A 20,422-nucleotide genomic window follows, 5' to 3' on the forward strand; every position below is an offset into this window, starting at 1 on the left:
GTCCACCTCCGTGACGAGCTACGCCGTTCAGCGTGATCTTGGTGTTTCGCGGCGGGCGGCGTCAATGGGCGTCCGAAGGTGGCCAGGCCGCTTGTCCCCGGCGGCGGGGCCGTACGAGCGGAGGACGACCGGCGCTCCGAGGACGTCCTCGATCGTCTCCTCCGCGCGGCCGAGCGGCGCGTAGACGGGCCGCGCGGTGAGGAGGCGGCGGGTGAGGGCGGCCTGGCGGTCCAGGTCGGGCGGGCCGGTCTCCAGGCGCCCGACCCGTCCGCCGTCGTGGCCGTCGGCCCTGTCGGTCGTTACAGGGCTGTCGATCTCGTAGGCCCTGTCCAGCTCGTAGGAAAGGCAGACGCGCAGGTCTGGACGTGCCCCTGCGACGTCCAGGTGCGTGACCGCCAGGCCGTCCACGCCGCCCGTCACGTCCAGCGCGTAGCGGAGCGCGACGGCGTCGAGATGGCCGACGCGGAACGCGCCCTGCCAGCGACCAGCGGCGTTGTGCGGGTCGGGCAGGTCCGCGGTGAGCGCCGGGTCCTCGGTGACGAACGGGCCCGGGCCGTGGCGGGTCATGTACGCGCGCAGCACCCCGAGCCTCGTCGCGGACCCGCCCGGCTCGCCCGCCTCCGCCAGCAGCGTCTCCGCGTTGGCGAACGTGGTCGTCGACCAGGTCGTGTACGGGTGGAAGCCGTGCCACTCGTCCAGCAGGACGCCCTGGGCCCCCTCGAAGACCACGTCCCCGGAGCTGAGCAGGGCGCGCAGATGGCCCGCGCCGACGATCTCGACCCGGTCGGCGAACGCGGTGAAGGCGCCGGCGCAGGCGTCGGCGTCCGGGACGTCCTCGCCGGACGGGAACGTGTCGCGGTACCAGTCGCGCAGTTCCGACAGCCGCCGCCGCAGCCGGGCCGGTGCCAAGCAGTCGCCGACGCGCGGCGCGGACGGGTTCGCGAGGGAGTACGAGACCGTCTCACCGATGCCCATGCCGCACGACCCGTGCCGGGCCGCGCCGCGCGCCGACTCCCGCGCGCGGTTCGCGGCTCGGTGGTACGGAGTCGTCAGCAGCGCGTCCCGGTCGACGGTCAGCCGGTCGAGCGCGTCGGCGACGCCGAGCGCCCGGAGATGGTCGGCCTCGGCGGCGAGGGCCAGCGGGTCGACCAGCATGAAACGCGACAGGTGCGTCCGGACGCCCGGCGTGAACGTCCCCGACCCGAACTGGGCGAACGTGTGGTGGCGTCCGTCCGCCGTGACGACGTTGTGCGCCGCCTGCGCGCCGCCGTTGAAGCGGACGACCGCGGCCACGGGGCGACCCGTGCCGGCCGGAACGGAGCAGAGGTGGTCGACGACCGTGCCCTTGCCCGCGTCCCCGAAGCCGAGGTCGACGACGATCACGTGTCCCATGGGCTAGAGGCGGGTCGTCCCGGACGTGCCGGAGCCGCCCAGCCCGGGCGGCGCGGACGACACGGCCACCGGCGCGCGGGACGCGTCCAGCCGCGCGAGGGCGCGCGACACCGAAGCGGCCGCGTCCGAACCGGCCTCCTCCAGGTGCTCCAGGCCCTCGTCGAGGTCGATGGCGTCCTCGCCGAGCCCGACGGTCAGCGCGATCGTTTCGCAGACCGCGTCGAGATCGTCCAGGTAGAGGACGTTCTGGCCGAGCAGGTCCCGCCAGAAGTCCTTCAGCTCGCGGCTTCCGGCGTGGTAGGCGCCCTCGGGGATGATGAAGTACACGTCGTACATCCGCCGCAGCTCCCGGACGATCTCGGCGACCGGGACGTCCTCGCCGAGCTCGTCGCCGATCACGCCCGCGACCTCGCGCTTCTTGACCTTCGGGTAGGCCAGCTCGTCGCCGATCATGAACAGGTAGCCGCGCCTGCCGCGCTTCTCGAAGCAGTCGATCGCGGTGTGCCGGGCCATGAAGTACATGGCCAGCTCGTACGACTCGCGCATCTGGCCGCCGCCCCCGCCTTCGAGGAGGATCTTGCCGAGGTCGTCGTCCATCCGGTTGTCGGCCTCGAACTGGCCGATCTGGAGCGGCGCCCGGTCGCAGGTCGCGTCGCCGACCGCGCCGAACAGGATGTGCGGGTCCGCGACGTACCCCTTGCGCAGCAGCAGCCCGAGCAGGTCGGGGAGCTTGGCCTGCAGGGTCCGCGGCACGGTGCCCATCGAGCCGGTCACGTCGAACAGGACGCCGATCGCGAGCGACTCGGGGTGGTCGTCGGAGTCCCGGCTCTCCCGGACGGTCACGCCGCGCGGGTCGAGATCGGGGTGGACGGTGGTGGCGCCGCCGTCGGAGTAGGCGAACGCGCTGGCGCCGGTGGACGCGCGGTAGCTCGCGCGTGCGGCGTAGACGTCGGTGGACCAGTTTCCGCTTCCCATGACGGATCTCCTTCAGTGGACGGAGGGCAGGTGGAAGGGGCGGAAGCGCCGCCTGCCGTAGAGCCGCTCCAGCAGCTCGTCGAGTTCGGCAAGCAGGCGCCAGGCGTCGGAGGGGCGCCGGTTCTGCGCCGGCAGCAGGCAGCCGCGGGCGAACGAGCGCATCGCCCTCGGGGCCTTGTCGCCCATCAGGTCGGTCATGCACCGGGTGGCCATGTAGAGGTCGGTGGCGGCGCTCGCCCGCTGCCGTCCCGGCACCTCGGGCGGGTACCAGCCGGCGTACCGGTCGACCAACGCTGGCACGCGCCCCGACGGGTCGGCGTGCGCGAAGCAGCCCGGCACGGAGTAGCACCAGTCGACCAGGACCAGGCCGTGCTTCTCCGGATGGATCATCACGTGGTCGGGCAGGACGGCGCCGTGCAGCACGCCCGCGCGGTGCGCGAACCCGAGGCCGACCAGCAGCCGCCGCCACATCCAGGCCGCGTCGCGCGGGTCGACGCCGTCCGGGTACGCCTTCCGGACCTCGGTCAGGGGGTGGAAGCCGTCCAGCGCGGCGATCGCGTTGACCTGGCGCTGCGTGCCCGTCGACGCGTCCTTGTGGCGGAACGTCTCGATCAGGCGCGGCACGTACGGCAGGAACTTGCCGTCGCCGTCCTTCGGGAGCTGCCGGAGCGCGACGGCCTCGCGTTCGAGCAGGTCGCTGTCGCGGGGATCGCGCGGCATCTTCAGCAGCACGTCGCGCCCGCCGGACTCCGGGCGCGCCGCGTACAGCTCGGCCAGGTCGCCGCCGATCGGGTCGCCGTCGCCCCCGGCACCGGCGAGCCGGTACGCGTGGCGGCGCGTCGTGATCAGGGTCGCGTCGTCGCGGGTGTAGCTGCGCCACAGCGCGTTAAGCCTGATGAAGGCGTCGCGGGTGCGGCCGCCGGTCGCGTCCGGGTGGACGAGCCGCACCAGCCGCCGGTACCGCCGCGCCGCCTCGGCCTCGTCGTCCCCGAACAGATCGGCGGGCACGCGCACCCGGTCGAGCCGCGCCAGCGCGTCGTCCAGTTCTCGGTGCTTCATCTGATCTCCTCCTCTCGCGACGGCCGCAGCAGGGCCGGATGCAGCAGCCGGGCGTCCCCGGCCCGGTAGAGGCGCGGCTTCGGGCCGCCGCGCCGGCCGCCCCGGTCGGACGTCTCGCCGGTGCTCTCCACGAACCCGGGCACCGACAGGACCTTCCGGTGGAAGTTGCCGGCGTGCAGTTCCTCGCCCCACACCGCCTCGTAGACCGAGCGCAGCTCCGGGATCGTGAACTCGCCGCCGCAGAACGCCGTCGCGAGCGGGGTGTACTCCAGCTTTCCGCGCGCCCGCTCCAGGCCGTCCGACAGGATCCGCGCGTGGTCGAACGCCAGCCGCCGGGTCGTCCCGGGACGCTGGTCCCCGGACTCGGTGAGGCCGAGCGCGTCCACCGGCACCCACGCCGCGTCGGCCGCGTCGCCGCCCGCCTCCGGGTCGGGCAGCTCCGGCGCGAACGCCAGGTAGGCGACGGAGATGACGCGCATGCGCGGGTCGCGGCCGGGCGAGCCGTACGTGCCGAGCTGCTCCAGGTGCACGCGTCCGAGCGCGCCGCCCTTGGCGCTGAGCCCGGTCTCCTCGGCGAGCTCGCGGACGGCGGCGTCCGGCAGGTCCTCGGCCTCGGTGCCCTGGAGCGGGCCGCCCGCCTGGACGAACCCGCCGGGCAGCGCCCACATCCCCTCGTACGGGGCGCCCCCGCGCCGCACCAGCAGCACGTGCAGGGCCCCGTCGCGAATGGTGACGGCGACGACGTCCACCGTCACCGAGACCGGGTCGTAGTCGCGCGGGTCGTAGTTCGCGAGGAACTCGCTCTCGTCGCGCCCCGGGTCCGCGGCCATCCTGCGCCCTCCCTGTCGATCTCGAACTGAGTAAGTCTCATACTGAGTTCATCTCAAGATGAGTACAACGTAGACCAGACGGGCCCTCCGTGTCCAGTGCGCGCCTCAGGGAGACGAGACGCGGGCGCCGCTCCCCGTGGGGGCGACGCCCGCTAGGTTCGGCGGAACTTCACAAAACAGATTTCTCGGGAACCCGCCTCAGGAATACCGCCTCAGCGGCGGTGCCGGCCGCCCTGGGACGGCGGCTCCTCGTGCTCCCCGTCGCGCGGCCGCCCGCCCTCGCGGGGGTCCGACCGGTAGGGGCCGGAGCTGTACGGCCCGGACGGATAGGGCCCCGAGTCGGACCGCCCCGGGTCATACGGCCCCTGGTCGTAGGGCCCGGAGTCGTAGGGCCCCGAGTCGTACGGGCCTGGCTCGGGCCGTCCGGAGCCGTAGCGTCCGGAGTCGTACGGGGAACCGGAGTCGTACTGACCCGACGCCCCCGGCGACCCTGACGGCCCCGGCTGCCTCGACGAGTGGGGCCCGGAGTCGTACGGCCCGGACGGGTAGGCGCCGGAGGCGTACGGGTTCGGACCGCCCTGGTTCGGACCGCCCGGGTCGACGGCGTACGGTTCGCCGCCGAACAGGTCCGTCGACGTGTCGCGGATGTCGTAGCCGCCGGACGCCCCGGACCCCGGCTGGTACGGAGGCGGCGTCTCCCGGGGATCGGAGTCGCCGGAGAACTGGCCGGACGCGTGCCGTCCCGTCGAGTACCGCCCGGTCGGGTACGGGCTCTCCGCCGAGCCCGGACGCGGCTCGCCCGGCCACCCGCCGGGACCGTACTGCCCCGGGTACTCGCCGCTCGGCGCGGCCTCCCGGCCACCGGGCGGGTACGCGGCGGTCTGCCCGGCGCCCGGAGGGGGCGGGGCGGGCAGGACGGGGACGCCGGGCGCCGGCGCGGCCAACTGGGCGGCGAGCGGGCGCGCGGGCGGCGGCTCGTCCAGCAGGAGCTTCATCTGGCTCTTGCGGCGCCCGTACACCAGGTACAGCAGCACTCCGACGACCATCCAGATCCCGAAGTAGGCCCACGTCTCGACCTTCAGGTTCAGCATCAGCCAGCCGACCGCGACGATCGTCACCACGGTGGTGACCGGGGCGAGCGGCACGCGGAACGGGCGGTGCAGGTCGGGCCGGGTGTGGCGCAGCGCGAGCACCGCCGCCGAGACGAACAGGAACGCGAACAGCGTCCCGATCACGACGAGCGGTTCGAGCGTGAGCACGTCGAGCACCTGGGAGATCACCACCGCGGCGGCGCCCGACAGCAGCGTCGCGCGGGACGGCACCTTGTAGCGGCGGCTCATGTGCGCGAGCGGGCGCGGGAGGAGCCCGTCCCGCGACATCGAGAACACCACGCGGGTGAGGCTGATCAGCAGCACCAGGATGACGGTGGTCAGCGCGAGCACCACGCCGACGTCGACGAGCTTGCCCATCGCGCCCGCGCCGACCGAGTCGAACGCCGCGGCGATGAGCAGCTTGTCGGGGTTGAGCTTGGCGAAGCCGTCCATGCCGACCATGCCGACGAGCGCGACCGCCACGGCCGCGTACAGCACGACGGCGGTGATCAGGGCGGTGATGATGCCGCGCGGGACCTTGCGGGGCGCGTCGTCGGTCTCCTCGGCGGACGTCGCGATCAGGTCGAAGCCGATGTAGGCGAACGCGATGGCGGGCGCGGCGGCGAACAGGCCCCAGACGCCGAAGACCTCGGGCGTCCCGCCGCCGAGGGCGCCGAGCATGGCGTCCAGCATCGACTGGTCGCCCTCGGGCGCGGGCTGGGACGGCGGCACGAACGGGGTGAGGTTGCCGGGGCTGAAGAACTTCAGGCCGGTGGCGATGACCAGCCCGATCACGATGACCTTGGCCATGACCATGAACCAGAGGGTCTTCAGGCTCAACCGGCTGCCGGTGGCCAGCATGAAGATGACCAGCACCAGGATGCCGAGCGCGAACAGGTCCGGGCCCTTCTCCTGGCCGATCAGGTCGGCGAGCCACGCGGGGACCGGCACGTCGAAGTCGGCCAGCGCCTGGGTCGCGTACAGCGACCAGACCCGGGCCAGCACCGCGCACGCCAGCAGCAGCTCCATCACCAGCGCCCAGCCGACGATCCACGCCCAGACCTCGCCGAACGCGACATAGGCGAACGAGTAGGCGCTGCCCGCCACCGGAATGATCGAGGACAGCTCGGCGAGGGCGAGCGCGACCAGCAGGCAGACGCCGCCGGCGATGAGGAACGACACGAGCACGCCGGGACCCGCGGTCGAGGTGGCCTGCTCTCCGGCGATCTTGAAGATGCCGGAGCCGATCATCACGCCGAGGCCGAGCACGACGAGGTCGCGGGTCCGGTAGACCACGCGGAGCCGGTGCCGGCCTCCATAGAGCCGTCCGGTCGCCTGCTCGACCGGCAGGCGCCGGAACATGTTGTTGCGCATGCGCATGTCCCAGGTCATAGGTGTCCCCCCAGGCCTGAACCCGCGCCGCTGTTCGCGAGATGACGGCTTGTCGAAGTCCCTAAGAATTCACCAGGTATGAGCATAATCGCAACGTTTTCCGGGTGATTCACGTCATGCCGGTGTTGTCGGATCCTGCCAAACCGGCAGGTCGGCAACGTGGCGCAGTGCCCCCCTCACCCTGGGCTAACACCCGAATGAGTTTCGGTGGATCGGATCGGCGGAATATCGCCGATTTCGCCCGGGGGAAAGCGCTTTACGATCTTTGTCCGCCGGCTCGGGGCCCGGCCGCCGGGACCGCGTCCGGGGCCGGCCGGTGCGGACGGTGGCATCGGGCGAAGATCGGTGGCACCGTAGGGGCGCCGCGTTCATCTGGAGGCCCGATGTTCCGCTCCCCATCGTCCTCGAAGGCGCCGACGGCACCGGCCATCATGACGGCCCCGGCCGGCTCGCGGGCGCCGCGCCGCACGGCCCTCGCCGTGATCGCGGTCGCCGCCGCCACGTCCCTGATCGTCCCCGGCGCCCTCCCCGCGGCCGCGCGCACCGTCGCCCGGATCGCCGCGCCCCTCCCCGGCCCCGCGCAGCCGAAACCGCCGCCGAAACAGCCCGTCGCGATCGGCTCCGGCGGCGCGGTCTCGACGGTCGACCCGGACGCCAGCCAGGCCGCCCTGGAGGTCCTCAGGCACGGCGGCAACGCCATGGACGCGGCCGTCGCGGCCGGGGCGGCGCTCGGCGTCACCGAGCCGTACGTGGCGGCGATCGGCGGCGGCGGCTACATGACCTACTACGACGCGAAGACCCGCCGCGTCCACGCGATCGACGGCCGCGAGTTCGCGCCGAGGCGGATGAAGGCGGACTCGTTCGTCGACCCCGCCACCGGCAAGGCGATCCCGTTCGACCAGGCCGTCACCAGCGGGCTCGGCGTCGGCGTGCCCGGCACCCCCGCCCAGTGGGACCTCGCGCTGCGCCGCTTCGGCAGCCGCGACCTGGGCGACCTGCTGCGCCCCGCCATCAAACTCGCCGACCGCGGGTTCGTCGTCGACCAGGAGTTCCGCGACCAGACCGCGGTGAACGAGGCCCGCTTCCGCGACATCGTGCCGACCCGCGAGCTGTTCCTGCCGGACGGAAAGCTCCCCGAGATCGGCTCGACGTTCCGCAACCCCGACCTCGCCGACACCTACCGTGAGCTGGCGAAACACGGCGCCGACCGGTTCTACCGCGGACGGCTCGGCAAGGAGGTCGCGCGGACGGTCGCCAAACCGCCCGTGGACCACGCCGCCACGCGCGTCGTCCGTCCCGGCCTGATGGAGCCGCGCGACCTGGCCGCCTACCGGGCGCTGGCGCGCAAGCCCACCCACGTCGCCTACCGGGGGACGGACGTGTACGGCATGCCCCCGTCGTCGTCCGGCGGATCGACGGTCGGCGAGGCGCTCAGCATCCTCAGCAACTTCCGGCTCGACCGGCGCGACCCGGCGACGGCCCTGCACTACTACCTGGAGGCGTCCAAGCTCGCCTACGCCGACCGCGGCCGCTACCTGGGCGACCCCGGCAAGGTGGACGTCCCGCTGGACGAACTGCTGTCGTCCGGGTTCGCCCGCGAGCGCGCCTGCCTGATCAAGCCGGACGAGGCCGCCGCCGCGCCCGTCGCGCCCGGCTCGCCCGACGGCGCCTACGAGCCGTGCGTCCCGCCGGGGACGCAGACCCGGGCGCTGGCGTTCGAGGGCCCGCAGACCACCCACCTCGTCACGGCCGACAAGTGGGGCAACGTCGTCGCCTACACGCTCTCGATCGAGCAGTTCGGCGGCAGCGGCATCACCGTCCCCGGGCGCGGGTTCCTGCTCAACAACCAGCTGACCGACTTCTCACTCCAGCCGCCCCCGCCCGGCGGCGCGTCCGACCCGAACGTGCCGGGCCCGCACAAGCGGCCGCGCAGCAGCATGGCGCCGACGCTCGTCCTCAAGGACGGGCAGCCGCAGCTGGCCCTCGGCACGCCCGGCGGATCGACCATCATCACGACCGTCCTGCAGATCCTGATGAACCGCGTCGACCTCGGCATGGACCTGCCCACCGCGCTCAGCGCCCCGCGCGCGACGCAGCGCAACACCCCGCAGGTCTTCGCCGAGCAGCCCTTCATCGACTGGTACGGGCGCGACCTGGCCGCGCGCGGGCACCGGCTCGAGGTGTTCCCCGGCCCGCCGTTCGGCGTGATCGGGGCCGCCACGGGGCTGGAGATCCTGCGGCCTGGGCTCGTGCAGGCGGTCGCGGAGCCGGTGCGGCGCGGCGGCGGCAGCGCGATGGTCGTCCAGCCGCAGCGGTAGCGGCGCCCCGCCCGCGCGTGCCCGGCCGTGCGTGTCCGGACGGCGAAGGGGGAAGGAGTCGTGCCATGGCCCACGCTTACGTGCAGGTGACGACCACGACCGACTCCCGCGCCGAGGCGGCCGAGCTGGCCAAGTCCGCGGTCGCCGAGCGGCTCGCGGCGTGCGCGCAGCTCCTCGGCCCGATCGCCAGCACCTACTGGTGGGAGGACGAGATCGAGTCGGCGGAGGAGTGGATGGTGCTGTTCAAGACGTCCGCCGACCGGTTCGAGGAGCTGGCCTCGCTGATCACCGAGGTGCACTCCTACGACTCCCCGGAGATCATCGCGACCCCGGTCGTCGCCGGCAGCATGGACTACCTCGCCTGGATCACCGAGCAGACGGAGGCGGGCGAGCGGGACGAGGCCGTGGAGGACGAGACCGACTGACGCGCCCGCCTGCGGCCCGGCGATGAGAACGATTGATCGTGTGGCGCGCGCCGTGATGGGGTAAGTCTTCGGTTACTTCGGTCGGCGTGCGACGTCGCCGACCGGCCGCGGCGACGGAAGGCGGTCGACGTGCACGACGTGCCGGGCCCGCGCGAGGCGGGCGCAGAAGGCGAGGACCACGGGTTGTTCGGGCCCGGCTCGGTGACCTGGCGCGTCATGGGCGAGCCCGTCCTGATGGTCGGCGGGATCAGGGCGCTGCTCCTGCAGGCCCTGCACCCGAGGACGATGTGGGGCACCGCGCAGAACTCCGAGCTCATGAACCCGTCCGCCGCCTGGGCGCGGCTCGGCCGGACGGTCGAGTTCGTCCGCGTCCGCACCTACGGGGCGGAGGACGAGGTCGAGCGGGTGGGCCGCCGGGTCCGCAAACTGCACTCCAAGCTGACCGGGCTCGACCTGCGCACCGGCGAGACGTTCCGGGTGGACGACCCCGAGAACCTCCTCTGGGTCCATCTGGGCGAGATCGACTCGTACCTGGACGTGGCCCGCCGCGCCGGGGTGCCGCTGACCGCCGCGGACGCCGACGCGTTCGTCGACGAGCAGCGCCGCGCCGCCGCCGTCGTCGGCCTCGACCCGGCGGACGTCCCCGCCACGGTCGCGGAGATGAAGGACTACTACGCGGACATGCGGCGCCGGATCTGGGCGTGCAGGGAGGCCCGCGACGGGCTGCGCCGCATGTTCAGCCCGGCCGTCCCGCGGCAGCTGCTGCCGCTGAAGCTCGCCGCGCCCGGCATCGGGGCCCTGGTCGTCGCGACGCTGCCGCGCTGGGCCCGCCGCATGTACGGGCTGCCGGGCCTGCCGACGTCCGACCTGGCCGCCACGCTGACGCTCAAGGGCCTGTACCGCACGACGCGCGTCGTCCCCGAGCGGTACCGCTACACCCCGGACGCCCGGCGGGCCAGGCGCCTCACGCGCGAGCACGAGGCCGCCCTGGCCGACTGGTCCATCGCGTCCTGAGCCGCCGCCGGGGGACGCGACCGCGTCACATCATCGGCGGCGCGTCCGGGTCGGCGTTCTCGCGCGCGCCGTGCCGGGGCAGCAGCAGCGCCGGGACGATCATCACGGCGGTGAGGGCGAGCGCGACCCAGAACGTGTACCCGAACGCGTCCGCGAGCTGCGGCGCGATCCGCTCGCGGACCTGGTCGGGGACCTGGCCCATGCCGCCCACGCCGCCGCCGCCGGGCGCCCGCGGGATCCGGTCCTCGATCTGGTGGGACAGGATGACGGCCAGCAGCGCCGTGCCGAACGCGCCGCCGAACTGCATCAGGATGTTCAGCGTGCTGCTGGCCCGCGAGACCGCCGCCCGGCGCAGCGTCGTCAGCGCCGACGACATCGTCGGCATCATGGTGCAGCCGAGCCCGAGACCCCGCAGGTAGAGCGTGGCGCCGAGCAGCCAGTAGGACGTGTCGGAACCCACGAGCGCGAACGGGACCGTGCCGATCACCAGCAGCACGATCCCGAACGGGACGATCCGTCCCGCCCCGAACCTGTCGCTGATCACGCCGCCGATCGGCATCGCGGTCGCGGCGCCGAGGCCCTGCGGGGCCAGCAGCAGGCCCGCCGCGAACGCGCCCTCGCCGCGCACCGTCTGGTAGTACAGCGGGATCAGCAGCATCGAGGCCATCAGCGCCACGCCGATGAAGAGCACGGCGACGGCCGCGACCGCGAACGTCCGGTCGGCGAACAGCCGCACGTCGATCAGGGAGCGCTCCCTGCGCCGCAGGCTGTGCAGCACGAACAGGCCCACCAGGACGACGCCGCCCGCCAGCCACGCGATCGTCGCCGGGTCGCCGAAGCCGCCGTTGCTGGACGCCGTCGACAGGCCGTAGATCAGCAGCACGAACCCGGGCGGCAGCAGGACCAGCCCGCGCCAGTCCAGCGCCGACGGGCCGTGCTCCTCCCGGCCGCCCGGCACCTTCCACCAGGCCAGCGCCAGGGCGAGCGCGCCGACCGGCAGGTTCACGAAGAAGATCCAGCGCCAGTCGACGTCCTCGACCAGCCAGCCGCCGAGCACCGGGCCGAGGACGGGCCCGAGCAGCATCGGCACGCCGATGATGCTCATGACCCGGCCCATCCGGTGCGCACCGGCCGCCATCGTCATGATCGCCATGCCGGTCGGCATGAGCATGCCGCCGCCGAGCCCCTGCAGCACCCGGAAGAAGATCAGGGACTCGATGTTCCAGGCCGCGCCGGACAGAGCCGACCCGATGACGAACAGCGTGATCGACGTCATCCACACGCGCCGCCCGCCGAACCGGTCGACGGCCCAGCCGGTGAGCGGGATGACGGTGCCCATGGCCAGCAGGTATCCGGTGACGACCCACTGGATGGTCGACAGTCCGGTGTCGAAGTCCCGCCCGAGCGTCTCCAGCGCGACGTTGACGATCGTGGTGTCCAGGATCGCCATCACGGCGCCCGACACGATCACCAGGCCGAGCAGGAGGGTCTGCCGGTCGAGCCGCTCGTTACGCGTGGCGTCGCCGGGCGGCGCCGCCTTCGCCGGTGGGCTTTCGGCCATGAGTCGGCCCCCTTGGAGCGTGAAACGTCTTGAACTTCAATGTGTTGGCAGTGCACCACGAAATATGTTGAGATTCAAGGTATGTCCGGGGATTCAGGCACCGCCGACGCGTCGGTCGACGCCGATCTGGAGACGATCGTCCAGCTCATGGTGCGGATGATCCGCGGCATGAAGGGGCCGGGCGGGCACAAGGACGCGCACGAGCTCCTCGTCCGCGTTCAGGGCGCCGGGCTCGGCCCCCGGCACGTTCCCGTGCTGATGAGCCTCGTCCTGCACGGCCCGTCGCCCGTGGGCGTCCTCGCCCGGCACATGGCGCTCAACCCCGCGACGGTCAGCCAGCTCGTCGGAGAGCTCCAACGCGGCGGGTTCGTCGAGCGCCGCCCGGACGAGCGGGACCGCCGGCGCATGATCGTCAGCCTCGGGGACGCGCACCGCGCCGTCATCGAGCGGTTCACCTGGCGCCGGCTCCGCCCCCTGCGGACGACCCTGGAGGCGCTCGATCCGGTCGTGCGCGAGCATTTCCTGCACGGCTGGCGCATCCTCGTCGAGAACGTGGAGCGCGCCGGAACGCACGACGCCGCCTCCGGCGGACCGGCCAGCGCGGCAGACCCGCCCCCCGACGGCCAGCCCTTCCCGGCCGATCCAGAACCCGGCGGATGACCCACCCTCACCCGCGCCTCACGCCCCGCCCGGCGTGGCTCGTGACCCGCCGCTGTGGCTCGTGACCCGTCCGCCTTGGCTCACGATGTGCCGCCGTGGCGGGTGGCTTGTCAGCCGTCGCGCCGCACCCGTCCGCCGTGGCGGGTGGCCGGTCAGCCGCGGCGCATGAGGCGGCCCACGGCGGCCATCAGCTCGGTCGACATCGCGTCGCCCTTGCCCTCCTCGGCGCCCTCGGCCACGCAGTGCCGGACGTGCCCGTCCAGCAGGCCGAGCGCCACCTTGTCCAGCGCGGCCTGGACGGCGCTGATCTGCGTGAGGACGTCGATGCAGTAGCGGTCCTCCTCGACCATCCGGTCGATGCCGCGCACCTGGCCCTCGATCCTGGCCAGCCGGGTCTGCAGCTGGTCCTTGGTGGCCGTGTACCCGCGGGTGGGGGTCTCGCTGGTCGCCATCTCCGTCCTCGCAATCCTCCGGGGGCGCACGCCCGGATACCCCTCGGGGGACGTCCCCCTATGGGTACTTTATGCGCTGGCGCGGGTTACGGCGGCGGCACGTTCCACGCGCTGATCACCGGACGGCCGTGCTCGGTGCCCAGCGCCGACACCGTCCCGGTCTCCAGCGCGAACGACCGTCCGCGCGCCGGCACCAGATCGAGCCAGCGTGCCGTCAGCACCCGCAGGACGTGCCCGTGCGCGACCAGCGCGACATCACCGCCATCGGCGGCGCCCGCGGTGTCGGCGTCGGCCAGAAGCGGTCGCAGGCGCGCCAGCACCGCGTCCGCCCGCTTCCCGACCTGCTCGACGGTCTCGCCCGGATGCGCGGCGTCGCCGGGGATCACGCCGTCGTCCCACAGGAACCAGCCGGGCCGGTCCTTCCGGATCGCGGCCGAGGTGATCCCCTCGTAGCCGCCGTAGTCCCACTCCCACAGGTCGGGGTCCAGGTCGTCCGGGTCCAGGCCGGCCAGCTCCGCGGTTCGGCGCGCCCGCGCGGCCGGGCTGGCCAACGTCCGGACGATCCGCCGGTCGGCGAGCGCCCCGCGCAGCACCCGGGCCTGCTCCTCGCCTCGCGCGGTCAGCGGCAGATCCGTCCGCCCGGTGTGCCTGTGCGCCCGGCTCCACTCCGTCTCCCCGTGCCGCACCAAGATCAGTTCACCCATGGGGGAGTGTCTACCCGGCGGCGGGGACGATGCCCACGGTTCAGTCCAGGATCGAGGCCGGCGGGGTGTAGGGGAGGTTGTGGGCCTCGGCGACGTGGTCGTAGACGAGGGCGCCGGCGTGGGTGTTGAGGCCGCGGGCGAGGGCGGCGTTGGACTGCAGGGCCCGCCGCCAGCCCTTCTCGGCGAGCTGGAGGGCGTACGGGAGCGTGACGCCGGTCAGCGCGTACGTGGACGTGTTCGGGACGGCCCCCGGCATGTTGGCGACGCAGTAGAACGTCGAGTCGTGCACCCGGTAAGTCGGGTCGGCGTGGGTGGTGGGACGCGAGTCCTCGAAGCAGCCGCCCTGGTCGATGGCGATGTCGACGAGGACGGAGCCGGACTTCATGCTCGCCACCAGCTCGTTGGAGATCAGCTTCGGGGCCTTGGCGCCGGGGATCAGCACCGCGCCGATCACGAGGTCGGCCGCGCGGGCCTCCTGCTCGACGGTGTACACGCTGGACACGAGGGTGCGGAGGCGGCCCTGGTAGATGGCGTCGATGTGGCGGAGACGGTCGACGTTGACGTCCAGGACGGTCACGTCCGCGCCCATGCCGACGGCGATCTGCGCCGCGTTGAGGCCGGACACGCCGCCGCCGATCACCACGACCCTGGCCGGGGCCACGCCGGGCACGCCGCCCGGCAGGACGCCGCGGCCGCCGTTGGACGCCATCAGGTGGTACGCGCCGACCTGCGGGGCGAGGCGCCCGGCGACCTCCGACATGGGCGCCAGCAGCGGCAGCGAGCGGTCGGGCAGCTGGACGGTCTCGTACGCGATCGCCGTGACGCCCGCGGACAGCAGCGCGTCCGTGCACGCGCGCGACGCAGCCAGGTGCAGGTACGTGAACAGGACCTGGCCGTCGCGCATCCGGTGGTACTCGGGCTCGATCGGCTCCTTGACCTTGAGGATCAGGTCGCCCTCGGCCCACACCTCGTCCGGGCCCTCCAGGACCTTGGCGCCCGCGGCGACGTAGTCGTCGTCGGGGATGGCCGAGCCGAGCCCGGCGCCCCGCTCGACGGACACCTCGTGGCCGTGCCGGGACAGCTCGTGGACCCCCGCGGGGGTGATGGCCACGCGGTACTCGTGGTTCTTGACCTCGCGCGGGACGCCGATCTTCACGGGAGCTCCTCCGTCAACGCTGACCAGGGTGTACGCCTCCAGAGTGCTGTGCGGAGCCACCCTCCGGCCATGCACACGGTGGAAAGGCATCGACCTATTCCATGACAGGGTGTAAATCGCTCCTGGTGACGGCGGTGGCCGGTGCGGCCCGGAAGGCCCTCGGGTGCGAAGTAAGAGGCCCCCACCTGGACGGTGAGGGCCTCTTGGCCGTCCACCGGCGGCCACTGGGGAGTGAGTGCCGGTGAAGGTGCCCGGCCCGTGCCTTGGCGCTACGTCGAGATCATCTGTGGTTGATCCCGGCCGGGCCGGACGAGAAACAAGTTACAAGGGCTAAGGCATTCTCGCAAGCCAATGCTGCGGCGCTGCCCGCTCTCGGGGCGTCCATCTCGGAGTTTGTCCGCGTCCAGGCACCGTGCGCTCGGGATTTATTGCTCAAATTGGACGCGTTGCGCTGCTGGCTGGACAGTGCGGCCACCGATGGTGTTTCATGGGCTAAGCACCACTCGGGGGAAAGGGTGCTACCCGTCCCCGCTCACGTAACTGGGGGGTTGTGGGCGGGGACGGGGGCCACGAGTGGCGGGGGAGTCTGAGTAAACAGGCTCCCCCGCTCTGCTTCCGGGGTCACTCGGTCGCGTTTTGTGCGCCCGAGGTCGGTCCATTTGGAAATGGATCGCTCCAGAAAGTGAGCGATTGTTACATGGGCTAATTCGTAATCAAGTCGTGATGGACGAGGCTTTTAGCCCATGCAACACTGAGACCCCGCCGCCGCAACGGCGGGGTCCCTGTCGATCCTCTGTCGAGGAGAGGAGCCATGGAAGATCATTTCATGTTTTCCGCCTTTGAGCGATGGCACGACACGCTCGGTTCGGTGCTGCCCATGCTGGTCGCCGGGCTGCTGATGTGCCTGATCGTGCTGATGCGCGAACAATGGCGGCTCGTCCGCCGCCGGACGTGCGGATGCGGCTGCGGCAGCCCGCTCCGCCGCTGCGAGACCACGGTCACCGCCCACCGGGCGGTGGTGCGCCGCCTCACCGGCCGCGGCGTCGTCACCCGCCGCATCGTCGGCCGCGGCGTCGACGCCCGCGGAGACGGCGGCCGCGGCGTCATCGTCCGCGGGAGGCGCGGGCGGCATAGGGGAGGCCGGCAGGGAGGAGGCCGTCGTGGAGCAGACCGACCGATGCCAGGGGCCGCAGCCGCGGTGCTCGCAGATCCCGACCCTGGAGGTGATCCTCGGCCGCCTGTCGGACCGGTCGCCGCAGGCGCCCCTGCGGGTGTGCTCACAGTGTGGCGCCTGCATCCTGACGGTCCACGGGGTGTGGCCGGAAGGGGCGCCGAGCCCGTACCGGGTGGTGCGGATCCGGCTGCTGCACCAGCCGGCCGTCCGGACACCGAGAGTGCACCCCTCGCCACCGCCGGTACCGGTGCCTGAGGCCGCCGCACGAAGGTCGTGACCGAGCCGGGACGTCTACGGGGCGTCCCGGCCCGGCCGGCGGAACGCACCTCGCGGTTCGTCAGCCGAGCGGAATCGTCCAGCACCGCCAGCCGGCGAGCTCACCGTCCAGGATGTATGAGGGCGGGGGAAGATGTGTCACGCCAAAGGAGTCGAGCGTCTCGTCCAGCCAGGCGTCGTCGCGCTCGCTCGTCTCGCCCGGCAGGTCGTAGGCGATGAGGGTCCGGTCCGCCACGAAGACGAGCGCGCCTCCATTGGGCGCCACCAGGTTTGTGTCGGCAATTACCTCAGTACTGACCAATGACCTGATATCACTCACGTAGCCGACCCTCTCAAACCCCGTTGCGGCCCTGCGGTTCCTCCCCCACCCAGGAGTTAGTCAGAACAAAGGTTACAAGAGCTGTCAGGCGTCCGGAGAAGTCTTTCGCCGCCTAGTCGCTGATGACCTTCTCCTGCTGCCGCGCCGCATAGGAGGATTTCGGCTCGGAGATCCGCTCGTAGCCCGGATCGGCCGCCGCCTCGTCCCGTGTGCGAAGGTCGCGATAGAGCCCGCGATGGGGGTCGTACCTGATGATTTGATTGTCGTCCCGGATGTTGCGCACCGCGGTGACATACATTTCCCGCACCGATGCGGCGAGATTGTCGAGGCCCAGGGCGCGCACTCGGGCGTGGTATTCGAGAAGCCGGTACAGGCTCTGGTTGCGTTCGTGGCGCGGCAGGTCAGGCCATGCCTCGAACTCGCGGTCGGCGCGGACGCGCCGGGCCCCGACCACGACCCCGTACTGCTCCTGAAGGCGCTCGCGATTTCGCTGCACCCACACTCGGACGTAGCTTTCGGTCACCTCGTCATCTGCCAGCACGCTCAGCCGGTGAGCGTAGCCCCGCCAAGGCAGTTCCTTTCCGTGCTCGCGCCAGAGGCTCAGAAAATCCTCATCGCGAATAAGACCCATGTCAAAACTCTCCGTTACTCACTCCCCGGTTGCCAAGTGTAGGGGGAGGGGGTGCCGGAAGACCACCTCCGGCGGGAGGGCGTGATCGCGGAGTGTGACTTCGCGCGGGTCAGCGCACTGCGACCGATCTTGTAGCAAGGGCTAACCCGGGCGTGGCGTTCTCGTGTGCGGCGCCGGAAATGAGAATTTCAGCGCGCCGTTGGAGCGATCCGAACTACGGGCCCGCCGACGGCAGCCATTCATCGGCGATCGCGACCGTCAGCTGCTCCAGCAGCGGCCCGGCCCGGCGGACGCGGCGCTCCTGGTCGGGCTCGATGTCGGCCAGCGCGTACGCCGCCTGGATCCGCGCCTTGCGGAGCTGCTCGCCGGTGAGGCCGCGCTTGCCGGCCACGGCGACGACGGGCGCGCCCGCGCGGGCGGCGGCGCGGGCCACGCCGATCGGCGCGGTGCCGCGCAGCGACCGGGCGTCGAGCGAGCCCTCGCCGGTGACGACCAGGTGCGCGCCGCGGGCCTTCTCGGCGAAGCCGAGCAGGTCGAGCATCAGGGACGCGCCCGGCTCGATCGTGGCGCCGAGGAACGTGAGCGCGGCGAACGCGACGCCGCCGGCCGTCCCGGCGCCCGGCAGGTCGCGGGCCGCCTTGCGGGACGCCGCCTCGGCCAGGTCGGCCCAGCGGCGCAGCCCGGCGTCCAGCAGCCGGACCTCCTCGCGGCTCGCGCCGCGGCGCGGACCGTCCACGGCGGCGGCGCCGGTGCGGCCGAGCAGCGGCCCCGCCGAATCGCCCGCCACCACCACCTCGATGCCCGACATGTCGGGCAGGCCGCGCAGGTCGAGGGCGTGCAGGGAGCGCAGCGCGGCGCCGCCGGGCGGCAGGTCCTTGCCGAGCGCGTCGAGCAGCCGCCCGCCGAGCCCCTGGACGAGGCCCGCGCCGCCGTCGGTGCAGGCGCCGCCGCCGAGCCCGAGGACGATCCGCCGCGCGCCGAGCCGCACCGCGTGCGCGAGCAGCTGCCCCGTCCCGAGGCTGGACGCGACGAGCGGCCGCGGCTTCCCGCCCGGCAGCCGCCGCAGCCCGGACGCCTCGGCCAGCTCCACCACCGCGCTGCGGCCGTTCAGCGCCAGCCGCGCGGTGACGGGACGGCACGTCGGCCCGCACACCTCGACGTCGACCCGCCGCCACCCGGCCGCCACCGCCGCCTCGACGGTGCCCTCCCCGCCGTCGGCGACGGGCAGCTCGACCAGCGGAACGCCGGGCCTGGCGCGGCGCAGCCCGGCCGCGAGATGGCGGGCCGCCTGCGCCGCGGTCAGCGCTCCCGGGAACCTGTCGGGCGCCAGGAGGACGTGACCTGGCGGAGACAGGTGGGGGGGAGGTTCCGCGGACACCACAGCCACGCCTTTCACGCCGGGAGGTAAGGCCCTACCTTCTGCTTACGCCATGACGGCACTATTTGACACCCGCAAGCGGCTCCGAGACGTTCAAATGAACGGAGACTTGCCGGGAAAGGTCCCCGAAGCGGCGTGGCGGACGGCGGCTACCGCACGTCCAGCCACTGCTCGATCGGGTCGATCGCGAAGAAGACCAGGAACAGCAGCACCACCGGCCACAGCCAGACCGAGACGTCCCGCCACCGGCCCCTGGCCAGCTTGATCAGCGCGAAGCTCACCATCCCGCCGCCGATCCCGATCGTGATCGAGTAGGTGAACGGCATCAGCACGATGGTGAGGAACGCCGGGATCGCGATCTCCAGGTCGTCCCAGGCCACCTTGGCGACCTGCGTCATCATCAGCGCGCCGACGACGACCAGCGCGGGCGCCGCGGCCTGCGCAGGGACGGTCGCCGCGAGCGGCGTGAGGAACAGCGTCACCGCGAACAGCGCGCCGGTGGCCAGGTTGGCGAGGCCCGTCCTGGCGCCCTCCCCGACGCCGGCCGCCGACTCCACGAACACGGTGTTGGCGGACGAGCTCGTCACGCCCCCGAACGCGGCGGACAGGCCGTCCACCGACAGGATCCGGCCGAGCCGCGGCACCTCGCCCTTCGGGCCCACGAGACCGGCCTCGTCGCTGATGCCGAGGATCGTGCCCATCGCGTCGAAGAACCCCGACAGCACCAGCGTGAACAGCACGACCAGCGCCGTGATCACCCCGGCCTCGGCGAACCCGCCGAACAGGTCGATCTCCCCGAACAGCCCGAAGTCGGGCGTGGCGAACAGCTTGTCGGGCATGTCCGGGGTCACCACGCCCCAGCCGCCCTCCTTGACCGACGCGTTCTCCTGAATGGCCACGGCCGCGACCGTCCCGGCGACGATGCTGACCAGGATGGCGCCCGGCACCCGCCGCACGTACAGGACGATCATCAGCAGCAGGGTCAGCGCGAACACCAGCACTGGCCACGTCGCCAGATGGCCGCCGGTGCCGAGCGCCAGCGGCGGGCTCACGTCGCTCGACGTGACGAACCCCGCGTCGTGGAACCCGACCAGCGCGATGAACGCGCCGATCCCGACCGCGATCGCGTGCTTGAGCGCCAGCGGGATCGAGTTCATGATCCGCTCGCGGATCCCGGTGAGCGCCAGCACCACGATCACCGCGCCCTCGATCACCACCAGGCCCATCGCCTGCGGCCACGTCATCACCGGCGCCGCCTGGAACGCCACGACCGCGTTGATGCCGAGGCCCGCCGCGAGCGCGAGCGGCGCGTTCCCGGCCAGCCCCATGATCACCGTGGCGACCGCGGCGGACAGCGCCGTCATCGTCGTCAGCTGCGGGATCGACAGCGTCGCCCCGGTCACGTCCTTCGCCCCGCCGAGGATGATCGGGTTCAGCAGGATGATGTACGCCATCGCGAAGAACGTGGTCACGCCGCCGCGCAGCTCGCGCGGCACGGTCGTCCGGCGCCCGGTGAGATCGAAGATCCGATCCAGCGGCCCGCCCCCGCCCGCCGGTGGCGATTTGTCATTCCTGGCGGCGTTGCTCTCGGGCATGCGGGCGCTCGGCTTTCCAC

The 20,422-nt window shown here is 72.6% G+C and carries 17 protein-coding genes; 4 read left to right on the forward strand and 13 right to left on the reverse strand.

Going from position 1 to position 20,422, the window contains the following annotated elements; all coding sequences use genetic code 11:
* Positions 1 to 27 precede the first annotated feature (27 nt).
* The 5 genes from ACH34T_RS16050 to ACH34T_RS16070 form a co-directional block, all read right to left on the reverse strand.
* Positions 28 to 1,392 (reverse strand): adenylosuccinate synthetase, encoded by a 1,365-nt coding sequence (locus tag ACH34T_RS16050; RefSeq protein WP_395992906.1) that lies wholly within the window; start codon positions 1,390 to 1,392, stop codon positions 28 to 30.
* A 3-nt stretch (positions 1,393 to 1,395) separates the two neighbouring features.
* A complete protein-coding gene (locus ACH34T_RS16055; RefSeq protein ID WP_395992907.1) occupies positions 1,396 to 2,367 on the reverse strand; it encodes a hypothetical protein in 972 nt (323 codons plus the stop codon).
* A 12-nt stretch (positions 2,368 to 2,379) separates the two neighbouring features.
* Positions 2,380 to 3,426, reverse strand: coding sequence for a molecular chaperone DnaJ (locus tag ACH34T_RS16060; RefSeq protein WP_395992908.1), 1,047 nt, complete (start codon positions 3,424 to 3,426; stop codon positions 2,380 to 2,382).
* Positions 3,423 to 4,256, reverse strand: a complete 834-nt coding sequence (locus tag ACH34T_RS16065) for an NUDIX domain-containing protein (protein WP_395992909.1) — start codon at positions 4,254 to 4,256, stop codon at positions 3,423 to 3,425. Before ACH34T_RS16065 ends, ACH34T_RS16060 begins: the two co-directional genes overlap by 4 nt.
* Before the next feature lie 212 nt (positions 4,257 to 4,468).
* Positions 4,469 to 6,727: an amino acid permease gene (locus ACH34T_RS16070; RefSeq protein WP_395992910.1), complete on the reverse strand. Its 2,259-nt coding sequence runs from the start codon at positions 6,725 to 6,727 to the stop codon at positions 4,469 to 4,471.
* A gap of 395 nt (positions 6,728 to 7,122) precedes the next feature.
* Between ACH34T_RS16070 and ggt the strand changes: the two genes are divergently transcribed.
* The 3 genes from ggt to ACH34T_RS16085 all read left to right on the forward strand — a co-directional run bounded on the left by ggt (position 7,123) and on the right by ACH34T_RS16085 (position 10,496).
* On the forward strand, positions 7,123 to 9,057 hold the full coding sequence (ggt, locus tag ACH34T_RS16075; protein ID WP_395992911.1) for a gamma-glutamyltransferase: 1,935 nt from the start codon (positions 7,123 to 7,125) through the stop codon (positions 9,055 to 9,057).
* A 65-nt stretch (positions 9,058 to 9,122) separates the two neighbouring features.
* The gene (gene cutA / locus ACH34T_RS16080; protein ID WP_395992912.1) at positions 9,123 to 9,482 is read left to right on the forward strand and encodes a divalent-cation tolerance protein CutA; all 360 of its coding nucleotides are present in this window, start codon (positions 9,123 to 9,125) and stop codon (positions 9,480 to 9,482) included.
* Positions 9,483 to 9,611: 129 nt separating this feature from the next.
* Complete coding sequence (locus ACH34T_RS16085; RefSeq protein ID WP_395992913.1) at positions 9,612 to 10,496, forward strand: oxygenase MpaB family protein; 885 nt, start codon at positions 9,612 to 9,614, stop codon at positions 10,494 to 10,496.
* A gap of 25 nt (positions 10,497 to 10,521) precedes the next feature.
* Here ACH34T_RS16085 and ACH34T_RS16090 read toward each other — a convergent pair whose 3' ends face one another.
* On the reverse strand, positions 10,522 to 12,057 hold the full coding sequence (locus ACH34T_RS16090) for a DHA2 family efflux MFS transporter permease subunit (RefSeq protein ID WP_395992914.1): 1,536 nt from the start codon (positions 12,055 to 12,057) through the stop codon (positions 10,522 to 10,524).
* Positions 12,058 to 12,138: 81 nt separating this feature from the next.
* Between ACH34T_RS16090 and ACH34T_RS16095 the strand changes: the two genes are divergently transcribed.
* Entirely contained in the window at positions 12,139 to 12,717 is a 579-nt protein-coding gene (locus ACH34T_RS16095) for a MarR family winged helix-turn-helix transcriptional regulator (RefSeq protein WP_395992915.1), read from the forward strand.
* Between the two features lie 152 nt (positions 12,718 to 12,869).
* Here the strand turns inward: ACH34T_RS16095 and ACH34T_RS16100 are convergent, their stop codons facing one another.
* The 7 genes from ACH34T_RS16100 to ACH34T_RS16130 form a co-directional block, all read right to left on the reverse strand.
* The gene (locus ACH34T_RS16100) at positions 12,870 to 13,169 is read right to left on the reverse strand and encodes a metal-sensitive transcriptional regulator (RefSeq protein WP_395992916.1); all 300 of its coding nucleotides are present in this window, start codon (positions 13,167 to 13,169) and stop codon (positions 12,870 to 12,872) included.
* Positions 13,170 to 13,255: 86 nt separating this feature from the next.
* Positions 13,256 to 13,873, reverse strand: a complete 618-nt coding sequence (locus ACH34T_RS16105) for a histidine phosphatase family protein (RefSeq protein ID WP_395992917.1) — start codon at positions 13,871 to 13,873, stop codon at positions 13,256 to 13,258.
* 40 nt (positions 13,874 to 13,913) lie between these two features.
* Positions 13,914 to 15,029: an alanine dehydrogenase gene (ald, locus tag ACH34T_RS16110; RefSeq protein WP_395992918.1), complete on the reverse strand. Its 1,116-nt coding sequence runs from the start codon at positions 15,027 to 15,029 to the stop codon at positions 13,914 to 13,916.
* 1,511 nt (positions 15,030 to 16,540) lie between these two features.
* Positions 16,541 to 16,744, reverse strand: coding sequence for a hypothetical protein (locus tag ACH34T_RS16115; RefSeq protein ID WP_395992919.1), 204 nt, complete (start codon positions 16,742 to 16,744; stop codon positions 16,541 to 16,543).
* Between the two features lie 166 nt (positions 16,745 to 16,910).
* On the reverse strand, positions 16,911 to 17,429 hold the full coding sequence (locus ACH34T_RS16120; RefSeq protein WP_395992920.1) for a hypothetical protein: 519 nt from the start codon (positions 17,427 to 17,429) through the stop codon (positions 16,911 to 16,913).
* 214 nt (positions 17,430 to 17,643) lie between these two features.
* Positions 17,644 to 18,807 carry a glycerate kinase gene (locus tag ACH34T_RS16125; protein WP_395992921.1) on the reverse strand — a complete coding sequence of 388 codons (1,164 nt, stop codon included), beginning with the start codon at positions 18,805 to 18,807 and terminating at the stop codon, positions 17,644 to 17,646.
* A gap of 149 nt (positions 18,808 to 18,956) precedes the next feature.
* Entirely contained in the window at positions 18,957 to 20,402 is a 1,446-nt protein-coding gene (locus ACH34T_RS16130; protein ID WP_395992922.1) for an NCS2 family permease, read from the reverse strand.
* Between the last annotated feature and the right edge of the window lie 20 nt (positions 20,403 to 20,422).

The organism is Actinomadura sp. 9N215 (assembly GCF_044326345.1).
Classification (GTDB): Bacteria; Actinomycetota; Actinomycetes; order Streptosporangiales; family Streptosporangiaceae; genus Spirillospora.